A 21,787-nucleotide genomic window follows, 5' to 3' on the forward strand; every position below is an offset into this window, starting at 1 on the left:
ATGTGCTCGGAGCTCCTTTCGTCCCTCCGAGACGGTGCTCAAAAAAATCTCTTGCACTTCAGTACAGTTGTCTATACGATCTGTCATCCGCACATTTCAATTCTTGAACAAATTTTGCCTTCTTTTGGTCACATCAGAAATTGAGCTCCCTGCTTTTCCGGGAGATGTAGTATCCGCACTCAGAAGAGATCACAAGCTTCGATGAACGCGGCAACCTTTCATTTCGACCTACGGACTATTCACGAAGTCTGACGCTTTCAAGTCCCACCCAATGAAATGCACACGATCTGTTGCAGCAAGCATGATGGGCCAGAACAAGCCAACCGCGAAACCTCGCATAGGCACAAGCAATTCGCTCGAAAATTTACTTTGGAGGAACGCAATGCACAAAGGACTAAAGTTCGGATTCCGTTGTCTATCAGCGTTAGCGCTGGTCATCGCGACTTGTCTGCCAGCGTTCACGCAGACCATTACCGGCTCTATTACCGGTATCGTGACCGATCCAACCGGTGCTGTCGTGGCGGGCGCTAAGGTAACCGCTACCAACGTCCTAACAGGTGTAGCCACTCCGACTGTGACCAATCCGAGTGGCATCTACTCTCTCCATTTTTTGCAGATTGGACAATACAAGATCACCGTAGAGTCCAGTAGTTTCGCTCCACAAAGCACCAACGCTTTTTCGCTTGAAGTCGATCAGGAAGCGAAAGTAAACGTAGCCTTGAAGGTCGGCGGAACAAATAGCAATGTCATCGTCACCGACACGGCGCCCATTCTTAACACAGAAAACGCAACGACCGGCGACACGATTACTGCAGCAGCCGCCACGGAGCTGCCGTTGCAGAGCCGCAACTTCTCCACGCTCACTCTGTTAGTCGCCGGGGCCATCACTCCAAACCCCCAGGCGCTCGATAACGTGGGCCGCGGTCAATATAATGGCGGGTTCAACGTCAACGGAAACCGCGAGCAGAGCAACAACTACACTCTCGACGGAGCCGATATCAACGAGGCGATCGATAACTACATCGGCTACAGCCCCAACGTCGACGCACTCGGCGAAGTCCGCATCATCACCGGCAATTCTACCGCTGAGTACGGCAACGCAAACGGCGGTCAGGTAGTCATGGTCACTAAAAGCGGGACCAATCGATTCCATGGCAACGCTTTCTTCTTCGGTGAAAACCAGAATTTGAACGCAAATACATGGGCTGCAAAGCTGACCGGCGCACCACGTGCTCCATTCAACCGCGCCATCTTCGGCGGCACACTCGGCGGTCCCATCTTCAAAGACAAGCTCTTCTTTTTTGTGGATTACCAGGGAGCTCGCCAGCATAACTCCACCGTCGAAAACCGAACGGTCGTCTCTGCAGCAGATCGCACGTTGCCCGGCATCACGAATCCCGCAGCAATCTATCTCTTCGCCCACCCAGAGCTTTATCCAGAGCCCAATACCGTGACGAACACGTCCGTAAACTTCGTCGGGGCATCGGGCCAGGCCACAGTCAACAACCAGGGCGATTTCAAGATCGATTGGCGGGCGACTAACCGGGACACGATCTCTGGTCGCTTCTCTATCGGCCGCGAGAACGACGGCTTCTCGAAGGTCGCTCTACCGACCGACATTCCAACGAATAACAACGACCCCTACACCGGATTCATTGTCAACTGGACCCACGAAATCTCGCCCAGCATCGTCAATGAAGCGCGTGCTGGCTATGGCCGCACTCGCTACATTCAAACTCCAACCGACGTCTCCGGCAATTGGGGCCTCACTGGCAACGCCAAACTTGGCATACCTGGAACCCAACTCGTTCCCGGCTTCAGCACCCTCGTCATCGGCAATGGCGCTAACTCTGGCACAGTGGATGACATCGGCGCTCCGCAGGCTCAGGATGGCAATGGGTCCTACGGCGGTATCAATAGCGACAGCATCGTGAACGCTTATACCTACGGAGATAATCTCACCTGGCAACACGGCAAACAGACACTGAAGTTCGGTGCTCAGGTGCTTCGCTACCAGGAGAATCGCTACTACTCGGGCAACGATGGGTCACTAGGTTGGTTCGGATTCAATGGCAAAGTTGGTGACTTCTTGAGCGACAACGTAACCTCCGAAGGTCAGGGCGCTCTAACCGGCCGCTGGGGACAACGCCAGTATCGTCCCGCCGTCTTCGCGCAGGATGACTTCAAACTGACCTCCAACCTGACGATCAATCTCGGCCTGCGCTGGGAGTACGATCAGCCCTATATAGAGGTCAACAACAAGCAGGCGAATATCAACCTTACCACCGGCGTGATCACCAACGCAGGTGTGAACGGTGCTCCGCGTGCTCTCTACAATGCTTATCATGCGGGCTTTATGCCGAGGTTGGGCTTCGCGTGGTCGCCGGAATCCTTCCATGACAAGTTTGTGCTTCGCGGCGGTTACGGCATTACCAACTTCCTGGAGGGCACGGGAGCCAATCTGCGGCTCACGCTCAACCCGCCGTTCTTTGTCGACGCATCCTGCACCAACAAATTGCCCTGCGCCAACGGAGCTCCCTTCCTGAGCATCACCAACGGCTTCTATCGTCCGTCCGATCCGTCTGTATATGCGGGTAACGTACGGGCATGGCAGCCAAATCTGAAGCCCGCCTTGATTCAGCAGTACAACCTTACTACCGAATATCAAGTAGACAACTTCACCTCCGTAACGGTCGCTTACCTGGGACAGAACGGAACTCACCTGGTAGATCCGCGTGAAGGAAACCAGCGCGCCTGCCTCACCTGCGCCCTTCCTATCACGACTCTATCTGTTCTCAACCCAGCCCTAAACCAGATTGCGAACATCAGCTACACCGAGTCGGAAGCTGTCATGAACTACAGTTCGCTGCAGGTAACCGGACGGCGTCGCCTCGACCACGGCCTCGAGTTCCTGGCCAACTGGACCTACAGCAAGGGCCTCAGCAATAACCTGGGCTACTATGGTGCAAGCGGCGGTGCGGGCGACTCACAAAGTGCGTACTGGCAGGATGCATATAACGGTGGCGCGGATTATGGTCCGACGTACTTCGATGCTAAGCACAACGTCTCCATCTCTGGCTACTACGAGTTGCCTTTCGGCCGCGGGCGTCAGTTCGGTGGTGGCATGAATCGCATTGCGGATGAGGTGGTTGGAGGTTGGAAAGTGGGTTCCATCATGAGCTTCCACACCGGCTTCCCCATCACCGTAGCTTCAAATGCCTTCTATTCGAACTCGGTGAATGCCAGAGCAGCTCGTGCCAACCACCTCCGTTCTCTCCATGTAAGGGGTCGTACAGAAACCAACTATTTTGGCACCGATCCTTCAGCTCAGACCTGCGCAAGTGACTTCGACAATGGAACCTGTGCCTACCAAGAGCAGAGCGCCTCGAGCTTTGGAAACTCCTCGGTGGGTTCAGAACGTGATCCTGGCTATCAGCAGATCGACCTCGCCCTGTCCAAGGACTTCGCGATCACAGAAGGGAGTCACGTTGAGTTCCGCAGCGACTTCCTGAACGCCTTCAACATGGTCAGTTTGGCTCCGCCGAGCAACAACGCCAGCCCTGGAAACAACTTCGGTCAGATCAGCAATACAGTCAACGAACCTCGCAACATCCAACTGGCACTGAAATTTGTCTTCTAACCCATAAATACGAAGCCTCCGGGACGGCGAAGAACCTTCGCCGTCCTCTTTCTTTCTTCATCGAGAATGAAATTATTGCCCGGACGTTCGGCCACAGAGAAAGTCGCAAAATAGTTGACGTGGCTAGAGTAGGAATTCCATGAACTGTAGGTGCTCCTCTTCAAATCATTTCAGAGTTCGTGTTGCTCCTTCGTCACTGGCTATTCTTGTTCTAACTATGTTCCTCTCACCCTGCTTGCACGCCGACACGTCTGACTTGTCCAAAAAACAGATCATTGCATACATTTTTCCAAAAGACAGGATCATCGCACCCGGAGAAATATCAGCAGAAAAGTTGACGCGGATCAACTACGCCTTTGCCAATCTACAAAACGGTCAAATTGTAGAAGGCTTCGCGCACGATGCTGAAAACTTTGCTGCCCTCAATGCTCTAAAACACGACAACCCATCTCTCACTGTGTTGGTTTCAATTGGCGGCTGGACATGGTCGGGTGACTTCTCCGATATGGCCCTAACAGAACAAAGCAGAAAGATCTTCATCGATAGCGCGGTCAAATTTGTAGAAAAATACCAGTTGGATGGTCTTGATATCGATTGGGAGTACCCCGGAATGTCTGGGGATAGCCATCGCTATCGTCCGGAAGACAAGCAGAACTACACTCTTCTACTCAAAGAGCTGAGATCACGATTCGATCACGAAAAGAAGAGTCTTCATCGGCGCCTCCTAATCTCTATCGCAACCGGCGCTTCAACTGAATTCCTGGAACACACCGAGATGGCTAGAGTGCAAAAATACGTGGACACCGTCAACCTGATGTCCTACGACTACTACGTTCCAAGTTGGGATAAAACCACCGGACACCACGCGCCCCTCTTCACCAATCCGGCCGATCCGAAGAAGATCTCCGCCGACCGTACTATTCACGAGTATGAGAGTGCTGGCGTGCCAGCGAAAAAATTAGTGCTCGGCGTGCCCTTCTATGGAAAAAGCTGGAGCCAGGTCCCCGATCAAACCCACGGACTTTTTCAGCCCGGCAAGGAAGCACCCAACACCTACCTCCCGTACAACTCTTTAACCAGCCTGCAGGCTGACGGTTACATTCGCTATTGGGATGCGCAGGCTTCTGCTCCCTACCTCTACAATCGGGACACCCAAACCTTCATATCGTATGAGGACCCCGAGTCACTAAAGAAGAAGTGCGAGTATGTGATTGATCACAAGCTAGCCGGCGTCATGTTCTGGGAGTACTCCGGTGACTCGGCCAATACCCTCCTTGATTCAATCAATATCGGTCTGCAGCGTCACCCCACGACGGCAACGGAGTCCAAATGAATTCGACGATTGAACTTCCCCTGACGCGCATAACCAGTTCGACTCGCGCCAATCGCGTCGCATCCATCGATATCTTTCGCGGACTCACGATGACTCTCATGATCTTCGTCAACGAATTAGCCGCAGTCAAAGATCTTCCCTGGTGGAACTATCACGCCCCAGCAAAAGTCGATGCCATGACCTACGTCGATATGGTGTTCCCGGCTTTCCTATTCATCCTCGGTATGACCGTTCCCATCGCCCTGGAACATCGTCTCCGCAAAAACCCCTCCATGCCCGCTCTCTGGCTCCACGTGATTCTACGAACCATCGCGTTGGTCGTTCTCGGACTTATTCTTGCCAACGCTGAACTCGGAAGCCATTCGTTGATGGGGATCGATTCGGCGCTCTGGACCATCTTCGCTCTTATCGGCGCCGTACTTTATTGGAACGTGTACAGCCGCTCCGAACGCCACCAAACCCTATTTCGAATCCTGCGATTTTCCGGTCTGGCATTGATGGTAGTGATGTTCGCCATCTTCCGCAGAGCGACGCCTGACGGACACGCAGCGTGGATCAGCACATCTTATCCAGAGATTTTGGGATTGATCGGATACACGTATCTCGCAGTCTCAATCCTATACATCGCAACTCGACAATGGCGCTGGGCGCCCCTCGTGTGGTTCGTCGTCATGACTGTCCTCTGCATTGCATCAACGGCAAAATGGATTTTATTTCTACACGGCATTCCGCTCTACCTATGGCCATTCGGCAACGGAGCCATGGCTTCGATCGCTTTGGCCGGAGTTGTCACTTCGGGCATCTTTGTGAACAACCGCGACCTCCGATGGAAAACGCCTCGACAAAAATCTATCGCGGCCATCTCATTCGCCAGCATCACGCTCTTATGCGGATGGCTCCTTACTCCATTAGGCATCTCAAAGATTCGCGCCACCCCAACCTGGTGTCTCTACAGCATTGGCTGCAACGTACTGTTATTCACGCTGCTTTATTGGATCTGCGATGTCAGGCGAGCCGTTCGCTGGGCCGCATTTACACGTCCAGCAGGCGAGAATACCCTTCTCACCTACCTCCTCCCAGACTTTTATTTTTTTATTGCCTCTGCGTGTGGCTTCACATACTTCGCGGAACACGCTAACTCAGGCATCCCGGGCGTGCTGAGATGCCTGATCTTCACAGCATTGATTCTGGCCCTCGCTGCACTACTCACCAAATGGAAGCTAAGACTTCAGATCTGACCCAATAAAAAACTGCACTATCCACGGCTGGGGCTCTTCCCCAGCAGCTCTCGCGCAATCACCATCCGCTGAATCTCACTTGTTCCCTCACCAATCGGGCAGAGCCTTACATCCCGGTAAAACTTCTCTGCCGGATAATCCTTGATGAACCCATACCCCCCATGAATCTGCACGCCCTCGTCGCAGATCTTGCACGCAGCCTCGCTCGCATACAGCTTCGCCATCGCCGACTCTAGCGTCACCTTCTTGCCCGCATCCTTCATCTGTGCTGCACGCATCGTCAACAGCCAAGCCGCATCGAGCTGCGTCGCCATGTCCGCGAGTTTGAATTGAATCGCCTGAAACTCGCTGATAGCTTTACCGAACTGCCGTCTCTCCTGCGCATACTTCATCGCCGCATCGAGCGCTCCTCGCGCCATCCCCAGACTCAGCGCCGCGATCGAAATTCTCCCTCCATCGAGCACCCGCATAGCATCTTTAAACCCGTTTCCCTCTTTCCCAACCAGATTCTCCGATGGAACCTCACAGTCCTCGAAGATCAACTCCGCCGTGTCGCTCGCCCGCAGCCCCAGCTTGTTCTCCTTCCGACCCGACCGAAACCCCTTCGTTCCGCGCTCCACGACAAACGCCGAGATCCCGCCGCGAGTTCCCTTCTCCTTATCCGTCACCGCGAGCACCACCGCGCAGTTCGCATAACTCCCATTAGTGATGAACGTCTTGCTCCCATTCAGCACCCACTTATCTCCCTGCTTTACCGCCGTGGTGCGGGCCCCGCCGGCATCCGAGCCCGAACCCGGCTCCGTCAACCCCCACGCACCCAGCCACTGGCCACTCGCCAGCTTGGGAATCCACCGCTTCCTCTGCTCATCGTTCCCACCAAGCATGATGTGATTCGTACACAGCGAGTTATGCGCCGCAACGATGATTCCTACACTCCCATCCACGCGCGAAAGCTCCTCAATCGCCAGCACATACTCCACGTAACCCATACCCGCTCCGCCCAGCGACTCGGGAAAGATCACCCCCAGCAAACCCATCTCCCCAAGCTTCTTCACCACATCGTGCGGAAACTCGCTCTTTTCATCCCACTCCGAGACATGTGGCGCAATCTCGCCCTCGGCAAACGCCCGTACTGCGCTCTGCAACTGCTTCTGCTCATCGGTCAACCCAAACATGCATCCTCCAAGGCTTCATAACCTGCGCTAATACATGTATCACATTCATGCATACTCTGGCACGGGTGACGCGTATACCAATGTAAGTGCGAGGTCCGCTGCATCGGGCCTCCCGTTGATCTGCGCCATCTCCTTCCAACCAAAGGGAGGACCACAGCCTTTCACTCGCCACCACGAGGTATACCCGTCACGAAGTGACCGCCCTCCGCGCAGGAGGCCCGTCCGGCAGGACGTCGCTTCAGATCTTATCCAGCGCCTGCCCCAAATCCGCGACGATATCCTCCACATCCTCAATCCCCACCGAAACCCGCATCAATCCGTCCGTAATTCCTAGACGCGCGCGACCCTCCGCTCCCACCGCAGCATGCGTCATCGTCGCCGGATGACATATCAACGTCTCCACCCCTCCCAGTGATTCCGCCAGCAGTCCAAGCTTAAGCGCCTTTGCAAACTTGTTTGCCTTCTCCAGCGACCCAAGTTCCATCGAGATCATGGACCCGAACCCGTGCTGCTGCCGCTTCGCCAGTTCGTGCTGCGGATGCTCAACCAACCCGGGATAAAACACTTGCTGAACCTTTGCATGACCCTTCAAAAACTCAGTAACTACGCGGCCATTAGCATCATGCTGCTTCATCCGCACGGCCAAAGTCTTCACCCCGCGCAACAATAGATAACTCTCAAACGGCGACAAGATCCCGCCCGTACACTTCTGCACAAACCGAAATGTCTCCGCATGCTCCGGTTTGGTGCAGATCAGAACGCCGCCCAACCCATCCGAGTGGCCATTCAAAAACTTCGTCGTCGAATGCATCACGATATCGGCGCCCAGTGCGATCGGCTGCTGCAGATAGGGCGACAGGAACGTGTTGTCAACACTCAACTCCACACCCTTCGCATGGCAGATCCTCGCCACTGCGCCAATATCCGTCAGCGACATCATCGGATTCGTCGGCGTCTCGATGTGCACCAACTTCGTCGCCGGAGTAATCGCAGCAGCGACATTCTCGGCCACGCTCGTATCGACGTAGGTAAACGTCAACCCATAGTTCGTCAGTACTTTGTCAAACAGCCGCCCGGTCCCGCCGTACACATTATCCGAGCAGACCACATGGTCACCCGACTTCATCATCGTGCACAGCGCCGTGATCGCCGCCATCCCGCTGCCGAACACATGAGCGCTCGTCCCGCCCTCAAGCGAACACAGACTTTCTTCCAACGCATCTCGTGTTGGATTGGTCAGCCGCGCATACTCGTGCCCCTTGTTCTTCCCGATCTCCTCCTGCTGATATGTCGAGGTCAGATAAATCGGTACATTCACCGCGCCCGTCAACTGGTCAGGAGCCTGCCCATCATGAATCGCCCGTGTTGCAAACCCAGGTTTCTTCGTCGCTTCCATTATTTGTAACCTCAATAAACACAATCTATTTTGCAATCAAAAATTAATTCAGCAATTCCTTCGACAGATACCGCTCCGCCGAATCCGGAATCACCGTCACCACTCTCTTCCCCGCTCCCAGCTCCCGCGCCACGTCAACCGCCGCGCACAACATCGCCCCCGCGCTGGACCCCGCGAACACACCCTCTTCCGCAGCAAGCCGCTTCACCATCTCCAACGCTGGCTCGTCCATCACCATCATCACGCGATCACACACAGAGCGGTCAAACGTCGCAGGAATAAACGAAACTCCAATTCCTTCCACCTTATGCGGTCCCGGCTCGCCGCCCTCCAGAACACTCCCCTGCGGTTCGACGGCAACGGTCAGAATCTCAGCCCGCTTCTTCTTGAAAAACCGGGCCACTCCGGTAAACGTTCCCGCCGAACCGACCCCTGAGACCCACGCGTCCACGCGGCCTTCCATCTGCTCCCAAATCTCGGCTGCAGTCGTCTCCTCATGAAAGTCAGGGTTCGCCGGATTTTCAAACTGCAGCGCAGCGAACGCCCCCGGCGTCTCTTTCTCGAACTGCAGGGCCCTCCGAATAGCCCCCGCCATGCCCTCGGGTTCAGGAGTCCGAACCACTGTCGCTCCGAGTCCGCGCATCAGCTTGCACTTCTCCTCGGCAAACTGCTCCGGCACATACAGCATCACCTTGTACCCGCGATTGACTCCGATCAGCGCCAGCCCAACACCAGTATTCCCAGCCGTCGCCTCCACAATCGTGCCGCCAGGCTGCAGCACGCCCCGCCGCTCAGCATCCAGCACAATCCCGAGCGCAGCCCTGTCTTTAATACTTCCACCCGGATTCAAGAACTCCAGCTTTGCCCAGATCTCTGCGCAGTTCTCACTACCACTTCTCAATTCAAGCCGGCGGAGACGCACCATTGGCGTCTGCCCAACTAACTCCAAAATGCTCTCAACAACCTTCATCAATCCAATCCTTCACACACAAAATCGACCGTCAGGTTCAATCGTACTAACAGACGGAGGTATCCTGAGGCAATCGCCTTTAACTCCATCAGCGATCCTACGCCTCAGTTCTTCTTTTCTGGGTCACTAAAGCCAGCGCCGCCACCTTTGCTCGCATCCGCCACCACCCTCGGATAGTACCCAGTCCGCGTCCGCACCGAAAGCCGCCCGAAGTTCTTCGACTTAGCCTCCACATGCACCTCGCGATAACCACCCAACGTCGGCGACTTCGTCGAGTGATAGGAGATCGTGTACTGCGTGCGAATATCCTGCGCCACCTCCGCGGCGATCGTATCGACCTCCTTCACCGACTTCGGAAAGTAAGCCGCACCGCCGGTCTGTTCCGCCAGCGTCTCCAGCACCCTGCGCGCATGCCGCGACTCGCGCTTATCCGTATCCTCACCAAACAGCAAGCCTACACAGTAAATCACCGGACCATCGAGATCCTGAATCCTCCGAATCGTCTGCTCCAGTGTTGCACTCGAAGCATTATCTTCGCCGTCCGTAATCACCAGCAGAACCTGCTTCGGATGTTTTGCGTTCTTCGCCAGATAATCCGCCGAAGCCACCAGCGCATCGTAGATCGCTGTTCCACCGCTCGATTTGATGTATCCCAGCCCCTGTTGCAACTTGTCGATATTGTTCGTAAAGTCCTGATCGATGAACGCCTCCCATGAGAAGTCCACCAGAAACTCTTCATCCTCGGGATTCGACAGCTTCACAAAATCGAGCGACGCCTTGTCCACCGCCACTCGCTTGTCGTACATCGACCCAGAGCTGTCGATCAGCAGCCCCAGCGACACCGGCAGATCCTCGTGCCGAAACGAATTGATCGTCTGCGGAACTCCATCTTCATAAATATGAAATGCATCTTTATCCAGCGTCTGAATCGACCGCCCGCTCCCATCCAGCACCGTCGCATTCAGGCGGACCTCGTAAGCATCCTGCCGCAACGTATACTTGCCGTTCTCCCGCGCAATCGTACCGCTACTCCCCACACCCTGCGGCGCGGTTGTCTGGCTCCGCGCCGGCGTATCAGGGTCAGGCGAAGCCACCGGATCGCGATCGACGGTCAGCGAAGGCTGTTGTGAAACGGGTTGTTGTTTCGCGGGTGTCTGCGGAGATGCCGGCCGCTGGGCCCAACCGCCCACCCCACCAGCCATCAGCATCAACCATCCTGCGGCCATCCCTGGCCAAAAGCTCTTACTGCGAAGGTGCATAGTACCCCTGGCGATTATGTACCGTCAGGTTCGGAAGCCCTGGCGGCGGAACGAGTCGTATCTTCAATTTACGCCAGTTCCCATCCTGCTTCACCTCCGAAGGCCTGTACCCGATCACATATTCATTTCTCAGCTCCGCGCTGATCCGCGAAGCAATATCGCCCAGATCCCCCAACTCCGACACTCGGAACATCCGTCCTCCGGTCATGTCGCAGATATCCGTCAGCAGAATAGGCCCCAGCTGCTCTTCGGTCGTCGGCGCATACTGGTCGAAGATCCCGATCGAGTAAATCTGTACATCGCTCTCTCGAACCACTCGCCGCAGCTCGCCCTCCGTATAACGGCTTCGATTATCTCCACCGTCCGAGATAATCAGTAACGCCTTCCGTTCATACTTCGCCTGCTTCAGCTTATCCACACCCAGATAGATCGCATCGATCAGCGCTGTCCGGTTCTCGGGCTTCAACATCACCATCCGCGCCTCTACATCGTCGACATCCGACGTATAGTCCACAATCACCGCTGGCCGATCATTGAACCCCACCACGAAAAATTCGTCCTGAGGATTGGACGTTCTCAAAAACTCACTGAGCGCCTTCCGTGCCCGCACAAACTTTGACGACATGCTCCCGCTCAGGTCGAAGATGATTCCGATCGTTACCGGCGCATCCTGCGTCGAAAAGCTCTTAATCACCTGCCCCACATTGTTGTCGAAGACCTCGAAGTTCTCCCGCTCCAATCCCGTGACTAGCCGGTTCATCGAGTCAGTCACAGTCGCAGGAATCAACACCAGGTTCACATCCACACGAATCCGCGCATCCCGCCTCGAGGTGGCCAGCGCAGCCGCGTTTGCTGCGCCTTCAATAACCGGTTTCTTGTCCTCAGGTGTCTTCGGTGGTGTAGGCGGCGCCGGCGTATTTACCACATCCAGCGGATTCTCCTGCTCCTGCCCGCGACAGACTTCACTTCCCGATGCACCCCACAACCCCAGGCACAGCAGCACCACGAGCCCCCACACAGCCAGACGCCCTCTCTGGCGACCCGCCACCCAATCTCTCCGCCTGTCGTCTCCGGCAACTACCTTGTCCCGTATGTTGATCTCCATCTCGGCACCTATGCCATCCTCGCGACCACTTGGCCGTCGTACCATCCGTGGAGTTCCTCCACACCATCTCCACTAATCACCAGACCCACAGCCCGCCAAGTCCACCAGATGCTGCGTTCTGAAGATAATAGACCCCGTGTCAACCCCTTTTGTCATCATTTCGCTGCAGATCGTTACAGAGCGTCGCTAACGCTGTCTCGTCAACGTTCTAGGTGCGCTTTCGGATTCGTCACCCCCTTCTTACCCTCTCTTCACACCCCAACCCGTACAATCACCTCATATTCCAACTCTGGAGAACCTGCAAAGCATGGCCCGTCTTTACCCCTTCCGCGCCCTCCGTTACGACCCCGCTCGCGTCAACATGGAAGACGTCGTCACCCAGCCCTACGACAAGATCACCCCGGCCATGCAGCAGCGCTACTACGAAGCCAGCCCCTACAACCTCATCCGCGTCATCCTCGGCAAACACGAGCCCGGCGACACTGATGCCCAGGACTTCCTCCCCCCCGGCGAACAGGCCCATAACGTCTACACCCGCGCCGCCGAGACACTCCGCGAGTGGCGCCGCAACCACGTCCTCGCCGAAGAGTCCGAGCCCGCCGTCTACGGCTACTCCCAGACCTACGAAGTTCCCGGCACCAACGAAATCCGGGAACGTCGCGGCTTCATCGCCCTCGGCCACCTCTACGACTACGCCGACAAGGTCGTCTACCGCCACGAGCAGACCTTCCCCAAGCACAAGTCCGACCGCCTCGCCCTCTTCAAGGCCACCCGCGCCTACTGCGAGCAGATCTACATGCTCTACTCCGACCCTGCATTCACCGCCGAAAAGCTCATCTTCGGCGCCAACGGCCCCGGCAAAAACTTCAGCGGCATGATCGGACCGGACACCGCCCCAGCCGACCTCGCCATCACCGACGAGTACAACGTCGTCCACCGCCTCTGGAAGATCACCGACCCCAACATCATCAATCTCCTCCTCACCGCCATGGCCGACAAAAAACTCATCATCGCCGACGGCCATCACCGCTACGAGACCTCCGTCGCCTACGCCAAGGAGCGCTCAGCCCAACTCAAGCTCCCCTTCAAGCAGCCCATCCCCGGCGACGAAGACGGCTCCCCATCGGTCATCGCGGACGGCGACACCCGCTCCACCCTGCCCACCCCCGCCTTCCCCGAAGCCGCCATGATGATGACATTCGTCAATATGGACGCGCCCGGCATTACCATCCTCCCCACCCACCGCGTCGTCCACGGTCTGCCCAATTTCAGCTCACCCGACTTCGTCACCAAAGCCAGCGCCTTCTTCAACGTCAAAGAACTCGCCACCCCCGACCTCGCCGACCTCAACGCCACTCCCGGCACCGCCTTCCTCGCCGCCACCGGCGACGGCAACTACCTCCTCACCCCAAAGCCCGACATCATCGCAGCGGCCCTCAAAGGCATCTCCCCCCGCCAGGCCCAGCTCGATGTCGTGCAGCTCCACAGCATCATCCTCGACAAGCTCCTCGGCCTCGATCAGGAGACCATCACCCGCCTCGGCAACGTCCGCTACATCCGCGAGGCCTCCGAAGCCACCGCGCTCGTCGCCAGCGGCGAAGCAGACATCGCCTTCCTCATCAAACCCATCACCCTCGACCAGCTCCGCGACATCTCCCTCTCCGGCGACGTCATGCCCCAGAAATCCACCGACTTCTACCCAAAACTCCTAAGCGGCCTAGCCATCTACGCCCTCGACTAAAACGCCTGACAAAGCAGAAAGCCTGCCCGCATTGTTAGCCACAGCTTTCGCCAGTGCCATTGCTTTGTTGTTGCTTGTCCTTTTGCTGTCATTTCCGCAGCGAAGCGAAGAATCTGCTGTTTGGAGTTTCGCCAATTCTAAAACTGTCATCTCGACCGAAGCAGCTCACAGTCTCATCGTGAGCTGCGCAGTGGATTGTGGCTACAGCTTTCAATTGCAGCGAACCGATTCATGCTGCGGTATCCGTCAAGACCCCGTATTTCGCTTTTCTCTCCCCACTCCACCCCACCCTTTACAATCATCCAGACACTCTCTTGACTCATCCCTGCAAACAATTCGCCGCGCGTCTCTTCCTCGTCCTCCTGACGAGCCTCGCCCCCCTCACCGCTCAAGCCCAGCAACCCATTCCCCGCACCACCATCTTCCTCGACCCCGCCCACGGCGGCTCCGACTCCGGCGCCCGCCTCTCCGACAGCCTCCCCGAAAAATCCCTTACCCTCGCCTTCGCCGCCCGCCTCCGCGCTCTCCTCTCCACCAGCGGCTTCTCCGTCATCGCCACCCGCGACTCCGACCCCGCCATCCCCTTCACCACCGACCAGCGCGCCGAGATCGCCAACCACTCCCACCCCACCGCCTGCCTCGTCCTCCACGCCACCGCCAGCGGCAACGGCATCCACATCATCACCTCCGACGTTCCCCCACCCGACGACTCCGACGCCGACACCCGCCATGCGATCCCCTGGGACACCGCCCAATCCGCATCCATCCCCCAAAGCCTCGCCCTCGCCAACTCCCTCGGCCTCGCCCTCCTCCACTCCCGCCTGCCAGTCCTACTCACCCGCTCCTCTCTCCGGCCTCTCGACAACCTCACCTGCCCCGCCGTCGCAATCGAGATCGCACCACTCGTCCCAGCCGACGGGGAAGCCACCCCCGCCAGCGACGCCAACTATCAGCAGCAGATCGCCCAAGCCATCGCCACCGGACTCGCCAACTGGCGCAGAAACCAGAACCCCCTCGCTGGAGCCGCCCGATGATCCCCCGCTACCAGCGCATACTCTTCTGGAGCCTCATCGCAGGCATCTTCCTCATGTCCGCCTTCCTCCTCCGCGGCTGCCAGCAGGCTCACAAACGTCTCGCCGCACTCAACGACGCCACTCCCATCGCCGCACCCACCGCCACCAGCACCGAAGACATCTCCCTCTACCTCGCCAACGACGCGGACGCCTCCATCACCCCAACCACCGAATCCGTCGCCCTCCCTCAGGCCCCCACCCTCCGCGCCCGCACCCTCCTCGAGCATCTCCTCGCAACTTACTCCATTCCCGCCTCGAAACACCCCCTCCAAAGCGGTCCCGCGGTCGATGATGTCTTCCTCCTCACCCCTGCGACAAACACTCCCGACAGGTATCACATCGGCTCGTCACAGAACGCCCAGTTGGCGATCGTCAATCTCCGCGGCTCCTTCGTAGACAACCACCCCTCTGGCATTCAGGTCGAAGCGCTCACCGTGCAATCGATCATCGGCACCCTCCACGCCGCCCTCCCGCAGGTCACAGGCGTCCGTTTCCTCGTCGACGGCCAGCCCCACGACACCCTCGCCGGCCACGCAGACCTGCTCCGCACCTACCCCGCAGTCGACACCACCTCTCACCCAGCCCCACCCACCGAAGCTCCTCAGCTATAAAAGAAAGAGCATAAATAGTTCATTCGTCGCCTCGACTATTGTTCTTGCCGTTCCACGTTCTGCCGTCATCCTGAGCGCAGCGAAGGACCCCGAAGGTCTCCGCCCCTTCACAACCTCCGAACCTTTCCGCCAAAAAAGAATGTTCAAACAATAACAAGAGCTTCAGCAGAAAGAACCAGCCCTAAGCAAGAGAAACAGCCCTCAACAAAAAAGAAAGCAGCTTCAGCAATAAAACAACCATGACCGAAAGCCCCGCAGCCAATCCAAACACCGCAAAATCCCTCACCATCGGCGTCTTCGACTCAGGCTTCGGCGGCCTCACCGTCCTCCGCGCGCTCCTCCCGCTCATCCCACACGCCCACTACCTCTTCCTAGGCGACACCGCGCGTCTCCCCTACGGCTCCAAGTCCCGCGAGACCGTCGCCCGCTACGCCGTCTCCAGTGCAAAGTTCCTCCACGCACAAGGAGCCGACCTCCTCGTCATCGCCTGCAACACCGCCACCGCCCTCGCCCTGCCGGACATCCAGCAAGCCCTGCCCATCCCCGTCATCGGCGTAGTCGAACCCGGAGCCCAGGCGGCCCTCGCAACCTCCAGCTTCCCCGACAGCCCCAACCACGTCCTCGTCCTCGCCACTCAGGCCACGGTCCAGTCCCACGCCTACACCCACGCCCTCAACGCCCTCGGCCTCGAAGTCTGCGAAAAAGCCTGCCCCCTCCTCGTCCCCCTCGTCGAAGAGGGCTGGACCAACCACCCCGTCACCGACGAAGTTCTAAAAATCTACCTAACCGAAGCCCTTGCCGCCGCACCCGCCACGCAGACCCTCCTCCTCGGCTGCACCCACTACCCACTCATCGAGCCGGCCATCCACCGCACCCTCGACTCCATCGGCCACCCCCTCACCATCATCGACTCCGCCGACGCCACCGCCCGAGCCACCGCCACCCTCGTAGCCCACCACTTCCCCAACCTCACCCCCACCGCCAAACCCACCTGCACCTTCTACGCCACCGACTCCATAGAAAAATTCCAGCGCCTCGGCTCCAACTTCCTCGGCCAGCCCGTCACCGAAGTCAATCTCGTCGACCTCGGCGGCTAAGCTGAACCTGCTTTATCCTTCAAACGGAGAGAAAACGATGCCCTTCCTGCTGAAAACCGAACCCACCAAATACTCCTTCGAAGACCTCGAGCGCGATGGCGAGACCACCTGGGACGGCATCTCCAACCCCCAGGCCCTCCTCAACCTTCGTGGCATGAAGCCCGGAGAAAAACTCGTCATCTATCACTCCAACATCGGCAAAGCCGCCATAGGCACAGCGAAGGTCGTCTCCGTCGACGCTACCGACCCCAAAAACCCGCAGGTCCGCATCAAGCCCGTCAAGCGCCTCAAAACCGAGAAGCCTCTCGACGAGATGCGCACCGCCGCCGTCTTCAAAGACTCCATCCTCTTCCGCCAGTTCCGCCTCTCGGTCGTCCCCCTCACCGACGCCCAGTACGACTGGCTCACCACCTAAGCCTTCTTCCTAAGCCTTCTTCAAGATCACCTTCTTCTCGAAGTAGGAAGCATTCGCCATATGGCAAGCCGCCGCCGCATGGTATCCAAACACCACGTCCTCCGCCACCGGCTTCCGCGACCGCACCGCATCGAAGAACGTAGCCAGGTGCGGCCGCAGCTCATCCCACGACGGTCCCTTCCAAGCCATCGTGTCATCCAACGGATGCTCCGCCAGAAACGCATCGTGCTCCGCGTGCCACTGCTTCTCATACTGCGCATGCATCGCCGCCGGAAACCCATTGATCCCATAAGCCGGCGACCGATCCACTCCCAGCTGAGGAATCAACGTGACCGTATTGGTATTCGAAATCTCGATCACACCCTTCGGCCCCATCACCCGCGTCACCTCCGGCGTATCCGTCCCCAGTGTCAATCGCACCGTCACCGGCACACCGCTATATTCAAACTCCGTCACCATCAGGTCCGGCATATTCCGCCCATCCTTCCAGCGATAGATCCCCCCAATCGAATAAGCCCTGTCCGGAATTGCATTGATCCCAGTTACAAATTGCATCCCGCTCAGCAGATGCACCATCAGGTCACCCGCCATCCCAGTGCCGTACTCGTGAAACGCACGCCACCGCGCAAACGCAATCGGATCGAACGCCTTCTTCGGCGCACTCCCCTGCCACGTCGCCCAGTCCAGCGTCTCCGGCGAAAGATCCAACGGCGGCGGATACACCCACGCTCCACCCGGCGAGTTTCTCCCCAGCTGTAGCTCAACCTGATGCACCTCGCCAATCGCGCCCGAGTCGTACAACTCCTTCGCCTTCCCAAATACCTTCGAACTCACCCGCTGCGAACCCACCTGCACAAAGTTGTTGCTCCCCTTCACCGCCGCCACCATCTCTTCCCCCTCAGCGATCGTGTGCGACATCGGCTTCTCGCAATGCACATCCTTCCCCGCGCGAATCGCATCCACCGTGATCTGCTTATGCCAGTGATCTGGCACCGCAACAATCACCGCTTCGATATCCTTGTCCTCCAAAATGTCCTGATACCGCCGCGTCGTCTTGATATTCGCGCCCGCAATCTCCTTCGCCAACGTGTGCCGCCCGTCATACAGATCGCACGCCGCCACACACTGCGCCTGCGGCAGTGTCACCGCAGCCCTCAACAGCGAAGACCCTTGAATCCCCACGCCGATGCTCGCGAATCTTACCCGGTCCCCACTCGCCACCGGCTGCGCCTGCTCCTGCCCAAGCACCACCGCTCCCGGCAGAGCCGCCGCCATAGCCAACCCACTCCCCGTCTGTAAAAACCGTCTGCGCGAAAACTCCGACATCAAAATATCCTCCTCGAACAACGCCTCCACTATAGAAGAATCCGCCGCGCTCTCGTACCGCCCTCACCCTGCTATCCTTTCTGTTGGGCCGCGCCTCAGCCGCCAAGCCATCTCGAAAGGATCACCGCGCATCATGATTGACCTCAAAGGCAAAGTAGCCGTCGTCTTCGGCCTCGCCAACAAACGCAGCATCGCCTGGGGCATCGCCCAGAAGCTCTTTGAAGCCGGCGCCACCCTCGCCATCTGCTACCAGAACGAACGCCTCCAGCGCGAAGCCGAAGAGCTCGCCGCCGATCTCCCCGGAACAAAGACCTTCCGCTGCGACGTCTCCATCGACGCCGACATTGACGGCGTCATCGACCAGCTCAAATCCGCCTACGGCAAGATCGACATCCTCGTCCACTCCATCGGCTTTGCCCCGAACATCAAGAACAACGTTCTCAACACCGCCCGCGAAGACTTCCGCATCGCGCACGACATCAGCGTCTACTCCCTCATCGCCCTCGCTCGCGCCGCAGAGCCTCTCATGGCCGAAGGAAGCTCCATCCTCACCCTCACCTACTACGGCGCAGAAAAAGTCTTCCCCAACTACAACATCATGGGCGTCGCCAAAGCCGGCCTCGAGGCCGCCGTCCGCTACCTCGCCTCGGACCTCGGCGCAAAGAAGATCCGCGTCAACGCCATCTCCGCCGGGCCCATCAAAACCCTCGCCGCCCGCGGTATCAGCGACTTCACCAGCATCCTCACCGCCGTCGAACAGCGCGCCCCACTCCATCGCAACGTCGATGCCTTAGAGGTTGGCAACACTGCTCTCTTCCTCTCGAGCCCCCTCGCCAGCGGCATCACCGGCGAAATCACCTTCGTCGACTGCGGCTTCAACATCACCGGTCTATAACAAAGGCCCCCCCGCGTATCACAACGTCACCGGCCACTACCACGGCAACCACACCCGATAGCAACCACCCAGCACGTCATCCTGAGCTGCGCAGGTCACAGTCTCATCGTGACCTGCGCAGCCGAAGGATCCCTGTATTTCGCATTTACTTTTCATCTTTCCCTCTTCCCGCTTCGTATATCCTTCTGTCCGTATAGACGGAGCCGACATGACGATCGCTGAAATTCTCCTCCAGGACTTCGACACCGAAATCTCCAACACCCGCCGCACCCTCGAGCGCGTCCCCGAGAACAAAAACAACTGGAAGTGTCACGACAAATCAATGCCTCTCGGCAGGCTCGCCATGCACTGCGCCACTCTTCCTATGTTCGGTTACTACATCCTGGAAGACGACGGCATGGATATGGCCACCTCCAAACGCCCACACATGGCTCTCGAGTTCACCACTCGCGAAAACGCGTTGAAGCAGCTTGAGGAATGCTCCGCCAAATGCCGTGCTTCCTTAGCCTCCGCCAGCGACGAGCGTCTCTCCACTTTGTGGAAGTTTTCTTACGGCGAACAAGTCATCTCCCACAAACCGCGCTCCCAATCCTTCCGCGAGATGTGCTTCGACCATCTCATCCACCATACCGCCCAGGTTGGAGTGTATCTCCGCCTCAACGACATCCCCGTCCCCGCACTCTACGGCCCCTCTGCCGACGAGCAATGGTCAGCCTGAGAGCAATCCTTCAGGCCGCACCTCAAGGCCGCTTGTAGATCACCCCATTCTTCATCACAAACACCACCTTCGTCGTCGCCGAGATATCCACCAACGGATCTCCCGGCACTGCGATCACATCCGCATAGTACCCAGCCTTCAACTCCCCAATCTTCCCAGCCCAACCCAGCAGCTTCGCTCCATTCAGCAAATCCGCCTGCAACACCGCCGCCGGCTTCATCCCAAACTCCACCATCAATTCCAACTCACGCGCCTGCGTCCCGTGCGGAAACGGCCCCACATCGCTCCCCACCGCCATCGGCACCCCCGCCGCCAATTGCTTCTTGAACTCCGCCGCATGGTAGACAATCAACTGCCTCTCTCTCGCCTCTGTCGCCTTACTCGCGGCGTGGTCGGCAAAGTACTCGCTGATCGCAAACGTAGGCACCGCATAAATCTGCTTCTCCTTCATCGCCTTCATCGTCGAATCGCTCAACTGATACGCATGATCGACCGAGGCCACACCCGCCGCCACCGCAAACCCCGTCCCCGGCTCCCCCGTCGCATGCACCGCCACCCCCCGCCCCGATCCCACTCCACCGCCCGTCCGCTCAGCCTCTTTCACCGCCGCTCGAAGCTCCGCCTCCGTGTACTGATACGGCGTCACAAACTCACCCTCCCGCACACCATCCTTCCCCGTCTCATACACCTTCGTAAAGTCCGCGCCGCCCTTCCGCTGCTCCCGCATCACCTTCACAATCTCCTCACTCGAATCCGCATAGTCTGCATTCGAGAGCACCCTCTGCGCCGGGTTATACCCAATCGCGTCCTCGTGCCCGCCGGTCAAATCGATCGCATTGCAGCTCATCCGCATCCGCGGCCCAGGTATCAACCCGGAGTTGATCGCATTTCGCACCGCCACATCCGCGCAACCCGCACCCTCGGTACCCATATCGCGCTCCGCCGTAAATCCCGCCATCAAATCCGCCTTCGCCGCCCCCGCCGCAATCAATGTCCGCTCCGGCACACTCTCCTGCACTGTCTGCAAATCCTCCGCCCCCGGATGCAGAAACAGATGCACATGCGCATCGATCAACCCCGGCATCAGCGTCGCATCCCCCAGATCGATCACCTCTGCGCCGGCAGGTCGCTCCACGTGCGGACCCACCGCAACAATCCTCTCTCCCTCCACCAGCACCTCACCCGGAGCCACCAACTTCCCGGCAGCTACATCCAGCATCCGCGCCGCATGCAGCACCACCACATGCTTAGCTGGCCCTGCATCCTGCGCCAAGCAAATCGCCAACGCCGCAAAACCCGCAACCAACCCGCACACTAGTCCACAAAGAAGTTTTTTCATAGTTCCAGCAGCATACCGTGAAATCAGCCAGATCGCGCCCATCCTCACAACGCCGCAGCCACCGCGCCACATCCAACCTCCGTACGCAACCCGACCAGCGGCAAGCTGGAGTACACATGGAGGGAATATGAAAGCAACCTGGAAACACCACGAAGACAACAACGCTCTCGACGCCAAAGAGCGTAACGACCTTCCGGCCTCTGTCTACGCCTTTCCTGAGAAGCGCAAAGAGCCTCTTAGTAACGCCTCCCACGTCCGCAACGCCATCGCCCGCTTCGACCAGGTGAAGGATGTCACCGATCACGAACGCGAACAGGCCTTTGCCAATATCAAAGCTGCAGCCAAACACTACGGTGTAGAAATGCCCGAAACTGACTGGCACGATCTCGGTAAAAAACCACACACCGCCAACCCAAAACACAAAAAGTCAGCCTGACACAAACCTCGTCAAGCAGC

General features: G+C 58.0%; 18 protein-coding genes. 11 read left to right on the top strand and 7 right to left on the bottom strand.

What is annotated here, in order from left to right; all coding sequences use genetic code 11:
• Nucleotides 1-382: 382 nt before the first annotated feature.
• From HDF12_RS15190 to HDF12_RS15200, 3 genes are all read left to right on the top strand, one after another.
• Entirely contained in the window at nucleotides 383-3,640 is a 3,258-nt protein-coding gene (locus HDF12_RS15190) for a TonB-dependent receptor (protein ID WP_179584717.1), read from the top strand.
• A gap of 256 nt (nucleotides 3,641-3,896) precedes the next feature.
• A complete protein-coding gene (locus HDF12_RS15195; protein ID WP_257025688.1) occupies nucleotides 3,897-4,973 on the top strand; it encodes a glycoside hydrolase family 18 protein in 1,077 nt (358 codons plus the stop codon).
• Nucleotides 4,970-6,211 (top strand): DUF5009 domain-containing protein, encoded by a 1,242-nt coding sequence (locus HDF12_RS15200; RefSeq protein WP_179584721.1) that lies wholly within the window; start codon nucleotides 4,970-4,972, stop codon nucleotides 6,209-6,211. The genes HDF12_RS15195 and HDF12_RS15200 overlap by 4 nt, the downstream gene beginning before the upstream one ends.
• 17 nt (nucleotides 6,212-6,228) lie before the next feature.
• Here the strand turns inward: HDF12_RS15200 and HDF12_RS15205 are convergent, their stop codons facing one another.
• From HDF12_RS15205 to HDF12_RS15225, 5 genes are all read right to left on the bottom strand, one after another.
• Nucleotides 6,229-7,386: an acyl-CoA dehydrogenase gene (locus HDF12_RS15205; RefSeq protein ID WP_179584723.1), complete on the bottom strand. Its 1,158-nt coding sequence runs from the start codon at nucleotides 7,384-7,386 to the stop codon at nucleotides 6,229-6,231.
• Nucleotides 7,387-7,624: 238 nt separating this feature from the next.
• Nucleotides 7,625-8,782 (bottom strand): trans-sulfuration enzyme family protein, encoded by a 1,158-nt coding sequence (locus HDF12_RS15210; RefSeq protein ID WP_179584724.1) that lies wholly within the window; start codon nucleotides 8,780-8,782, stop codon nucleotides 7,625-7,627.
• Between the two features lie 43 nt (nucleotides 8,783-8,825).
• Nucleotides 8,826-9,752, bottom strand: a complete 927-nt coding sequence (cysK, locus tag HDF12_RS15215; protein WP_179584726.1) for a cysteine synthase A — start codon at nucleotides 9,750-9,752, stop codon at nucleotides 8,826-8,828.
• Nucleotides 9,753-9,856: 104 nt separating this feature from the next.
• The gene (locus HDF12_RS15220) at nucleotides 9,857-10,978 is read right to left on the bottom strand and encodes a VWA domain-containing protein (protein WP_179584728.1); all 1,122 of its coding nucleotides are present in this window, start codon (nucleotides 10,976-10,978) and stop codon (nucleotides 9,857-9,859) included.
• A 16-nt stretch (nucleotides 10,979-10,994) separates the two neighbouring features.
• Nucleotides 10,995-12,161, bottom strand: a complete 1,167-nt coding sequence (locus HDF12_RS15225) for a VWA domain-containing protein (RefSeq protein ID WP_246373377.1) — start codon at nucleotides 12,159-12,161, stop codon at nucleotides 10,995-10,997.
• Between the two features lie 262 nt (nucleotides 12,162-12,423).
• Here HDF12_RS15225 and HDF12_RS15230 point away from each other — a divergent pair, with 262 nt between their 5' ends.
• The 5 genes from HDF12_RS15230 (at nucleotide 12,424) to HDF12_RS15250 (ending at nucleotide 17,053) form a co-directional block, all read left to right on the top strand.
• Nucleotides 12,424-13,857, top strand: a complete 1,434-nt coding sequence (locus HDF12_RS15230; protein ID WP_179584731.1) for a DUF1015 domain-containing protein — start codon at nucleotides 12,424-12,426, stop codon at nucleotides 13,855-13,857.
• A gap of 197 nt (nucleotides 13,858-14,054) precedes the next feature.
• On the top strand, nucleotides 14,055-14,891 hold the full coding sequence (locus HDF12_RS15235; protein WP_179584733.1) for an N-acetylmuramoyl-L-alanine amidase family protein: 837 nt from the start codon (nucleotides 14,055-14,057) through the stop codon (nucleotides 14,889-14,891).
• Nucleotides 14,888-15,541: a GerMN domain-containing protein gene (locus tag HDF12_RS15240; RefSeq protein ID WP_179584735.1), complete on the top strand. Its 654-nt coding sequence runs from the start codon at nucleotides 14,888-14,890 to the stop codon at nucleotides 15,539-15,541. The genes HDF12_RS15235 and HDF12_RS15240 overlap by 4 nt, the downstream gene beginning before the upstream one ends.
• 239 nt (nucleotides 15,542-15,780) lie before the next feature.
• Nucleotides 15,781-16,638, top strand: coding sequence for a glutamate racemase (gene murI / locus HDF12_RS15245; RefSeq protein WP_179584737.1), 858 nt, complete (start codon nucleotides 15,781-15,783; stop codon nucleotides 16,636-16,638).
• A gap of 37 nt (nucleotides 16,639-16,675) precedes the next feature.
• Nucleotides 16,676-17,053 carry an EVE domain-containing protein gene (locus HDF12_RS15250; RefSeq protein WP_179584739.1) on the top strand — a complete coding sequence of 126 codons (378 nt, stop codon included), beginning with the start codon at nucleotides 16,676-16,678 and terminating at the stop codon, nucleotides 17,051-17,053.
• Nucleotides 17,054-17,062: 9 nt separating this feature from the next.
• Here HDF12_RS15250 and HDF12_RS15255 read toward each other — a convergent pair whose 3' ends face one another.
• Nucleotides 17,063-18,379, bottom strand: a complete 1,317-nt coding sequence (locus tag HDF12_RS15255; protein ID WP_179584741.1) for a Gfo/Idh/MocA family protein — start codon at nucleotides 18,377-18,379, stop codon at nucleotides 17,063-17,065.
• A gap of 133 nt (nucleotides 18,380-18,512) precedes the next feature.
• Here HDF12_RS15255 and HDF12_RS15260 point away from each other — a divergent pair, with 133 nt between their 5' ends.
• Nucleotides 18,513-19,274 carry an enoyl-ACP reductase FabI gene (locus HDF12_RS15260; RefSeq protein WP_179584743.1) on the top strand — a complete coding sequence of 254 codons (762 nt, stop codon included), beginning with the start codon at nucleotides 18,513-18,515 and terminating at the stop codon, nucleotides 19,272-19,274.
• Between the two features lie 208 nt (nucleotides 19,275-19,482).
• Nucleotides 19,483-19,992 (top strand): DinB family protein, encoded by a 510-nt coding sequence (locus HDF12_RS15265; protein ID WP_179584745.1) that lies wholly within the window; start codon nucleotides 19,483-19,485, stop codon nucleotides 19,990-19,992.
• 22 nt (nucleotides 19,993-20,014) lie between these two features.
• On the opposite strand, the gene HDF12_RS15270 is transcribed toward HDF12_RS15265, so the two are convergent.
• Nucleotides 20,015-21,331 (bottom strand): metal-dependent hydrolase family protein, encoded by a 1,317-nt coding sequence (locus tag HDF12_RS15270; RefSeq protein WP_179584747.1) that lies wholly within the window; start codon nucleotides 21,329-21,331, stop codon nucleotides 20,015-20,017.
• 127 nt (nucleotides 21,332-21,458) lie between these two features.
• Here HDF12_RS15270 and HDF12_RS15275 point away from each other — a divergent pair, with 127 nt between their 5' ends.
• Nucleotides 21,459-21,767, top strand: a complete 309-nt coding sequence (locus HDF12_RS15275; protein WP_179584749.1) for a DUF6582 domain-containing protein — start codon at nucleotides 21,459-21,461, stop codon at nucleotides 21,765-21,767.
• The last annotated feature ends 20 nt before the right edge of the window (nucleotides 21,768-21,787 follow it).

It is taken from the genome of Tunturiibacter gelidiferens, from assembly GCF_013410115.1.
In the GTDB taxonomy this organism is placed as follows: Bacteria; Acidobacteriota; Terriglobia; order Terriglobales; family Acidobacteriaceae; genus Edaphobacter; species Edaphobacter gelidiferens.

What these genes read in the sequence shown, in the direction of transcription:
- HDF12_RS15190 (WP_179584717.1), top strand. Translation starts at nt 383, where the DNA reads ATGCACAAAGGACTAAAGTTCGGATTCCGTTGTCTATCAGCGTTAGCG.
- HDF12_RS15200 (WP_179584721.1), top strand. Translation starts at nt 4,970, where the DNA reads ATGAATTCGACGATTGAACTTCCCCTGACGCGCATAACCAGTTCGACT.
- HDF12_RS15205 (WP_179584723.1), bottom strand. Translation starts at nt 7,386, where the DNA reads ATGTTTGGGTTGACCGATGAGCAGAAGCAGTTGCAGAGCGCAGTACGG.
- HDF12_RS15210 (WP_179584724.1), bottom strand. Translation starts at nt 8,782, where the DNA reads ATGGAAGCGACGAAGAAACCTGGGTTTGCAACACGGGCGATTCATGAT.
- cysK (WP_179584726.1), bottom strand. Translation starts at nt 9,752, where the DNA reads ATGAAGGTTGTTGAGAGCATTTTGGAGTTAGTTGGGCAGACGCCAATG.
- HDF12_RS15220 (WP_179584728.1), bottom strand. Translation starts at nt 10,978, where the DNA reads ATGGCCGCAGGATGGTTGATGCTGATGGCTGGTGGGGTGGGCGGTTGG.
- HDF12_RS15225 (WP_246373377.1), bottom strand. Translation starts at nt 12,161, where the DNA reads ATGGTACGACGGCCAAGTGGTCGCGAGGATGGCATAGGTGCCGAGATG.
- HDF12_RS15230 (WP_179584731.1), top strand. Translation starts at nt 12,424, where the DNA reads ATGGCCCGTCTTTACCCCTTCCGCGCCCTCCGTTACGACCCCGCTCGC.
- HDF12_RS15240 (WP_179584735.1), top strand. Translation starts at nt 14,888, where the DNA reads ATGATCCCCCGCTACCAGCGCATACTCTTCTGGAGCCTCATCGCAGGC.
- murI (WP_179584737.1), top strand. Translation starts at nt 15,781, where the DNA reads ATGACCGAAAGCCCCGCAGCCAATCCAAACACCGCAAAATCCCTCACC.
- HDF12_RS15250 (WP_179584739.1), top strand. Translation starts at nt 16,676, where the DNA reads ATGCCCTTCCTGCTGAAAACCGAACCCACCAAATACTCCTTCGAAGAC.
- HDF12_RS15255 (WP_179584741.1), bottom strand. Translation starts at nt 18,379, where the DNA reads ATGTCGGAGTTTTCGCGCAGACGGTTTTTACAGACGGGGAGTGGGTTG.
- HDF12_RS15260 (WP_179584743.1), top strand. Translation starts at nt 18,513, where the DNA reads ATGATTGACCTCAAAGGCAAAGTAGCCGTCGTCTTCGGCCTCGCCAAC.
- HDF12_RS15265 (WP_179584745.1), top strand. Translation starts at nt 19,483, where the DNA reads ATGACGATCGCTGAAATTCTCCTCCAGGACTTCGACACCGAAATCTCC.
- HDF12_RS15270 (WP_179584747.1), bottom strand. Translation starts at nt 21,331, where the DNA reads ATGAAAAAACTTCTTTGTGGACTAGTGTGCGGGTTGGTTGCGGGTTTT.
- HDF12_RS15275 (WP_179584749.1), top strand. Translation starts at nt 21,459, where the DNA reads ATGAAAGCAACCTGGAAACACCACGAAGACAACAACGCTCTCGACGCC.